Source organism: uncultured Salegentibacter sp. (assembly GCF_963972535.1).
Lineage (GTDB): Bacteria > Bacteroidota > Bacteroidia > Flavobacteriales > Flavobacteriaceae > Salegentibacter.
On record NZ_CAXAVR010000218.1, the window covers coordinates 1 to 1538 of the forward strand.

The following is a 1538-nucleotide window of genomic DNA, read 5'->3' on the forward strand; positions in this document are numbered from 1 at the left end:
AAAATCTAATTTTTTCAGTAGCCGATGGTATTTATCCTGAAAAGTTTAAGGAACAGGAATTTATTCCTTTTTATAATATCCACGAGTCCAGATATGCCATTTATCTTCCACTGGGAACGAAAGAAAGTTATCATAAAAAACAAAAAGATTTAAAGGAAAAGGAAATCGTTGAGCGTGAACTGGAAGCAAATACCATAGACCGAGTAGTTCCCGGTGAACAGCAACCGGAGTCAGATCATTTTATTCAAAGTAAAGATTCTAATACCGGCGTTCATCAAGATCGGCATTGGCGTGATGCTACGGGATGGTTTAGCTACGATTTAAAAGATACGGAGAATAATGCCAAAAAACTTCAAATTACTTACTACGGAAAAGATGCAAATAGGGAATTCAGTATTTATATAAATGATAAAGTTCTGGCGGAAGAAAATTTTAATGGCGAAGAAGGCGACCAATTTTTTTCTAAAGAATATAAACTGCCAAACAATTTAGAATATAATGAAGAGGAAAAAATCACCATACGTTTTGAAGCCAAATCGGGTTCCAGAACAGCAGGGATTTATGATGTGAGATTATTAAAAGAATAAAAATAAAGAAGATTTAAAAGAAAATGAAGAATTACGTTATAGGCCTGGATTACGGTACCGACTCTGTTCGTGCGGTACTTGTAGACACAGGGAGTGGAGAAGAATTGGCCACTGATACATTTTATTATCCGCAATGGCGTGATAAGAAATATTGTGATGCAGCAATCAACCAGTTTCGCCAACACCCGGCAGACCATATTGAAGGCTTAGAAAAAACAATTAAAGGTGTTTTAGCAAAAACCAATATTGATGGTTCCGCTGTAAAAGGAATTTGTATTGATACTACCGGGTCCTCACCAATTGCGGTTACAAAGGAAGGTACTCCGCTGGCATTTGAAGAAGGTTTTAAAGAGAATCCAAACGTGATGATGGTTCTTTGGAAAGACCACACCGCCATTAACGAGGCCAATGAAATCAACGAATTGGCCAGGACCTGGGGCGGGGAAGATTTTACCAAATACGAAGGTGGAATTTATTCTTCTGAATGGTTTTGGGCAAAAATTGCGCATGTTATTCGTGAAGATGAAGCCGTGAAAAACGCCGCCTATTCCTGGATGGAGCATTGCGATCTATTGACGTTTATGCTTATTGCAAATCAGGATTTAGCTTCTTTTAAACGAAGCCGTTGCGCTGCAGGTCACAAAGCGATGTGGCATGAAAGCTGGGGCGGGCTTCCTCCTAAAGATTTTCTAAATAAACTGGATCCTTATTTAGGTGAATTACGGGAAAGGCTATACACCGAGACCTATACTTCAGATGAAGTTGCCGGAAATTTAAGTGCAGTCTGGGCCGAAAAGCTTGGACTTTCTACCGATTGTGTAGTCGCGGTTGGAACCTTCGATGCCCATTCCGGGGCGGTTGGTGCAAAAATAGATAAGCATACCTTAGTTCGCGTTATGGGAACTTCTACCTGTGATATTATCGTTTCAGAACAGGAAAATGTTGGAGATA

General features: G+C 39.6%; 2 protein-coding genes. Both read left to right on the top strand.

What is annotated here, in order from left to right:
- Positions 1-587 (top strand): DUF6805 domain-containing protein (locus AACZ30_RS13970; protein ID WP_339650139.1); only part of this gene is annotated, 587 nt, incomplete at its 5' end.
- Positions 588-610: 23 nt separating this feature from the next.
- Positions 611-1538 (top strand): FGGY family carbohydrate kinase (locus tag AACZ30_RS13975; protein WP_339650142.1); only part of this gene is annotated, 928 nt, incomplete at its 3' end.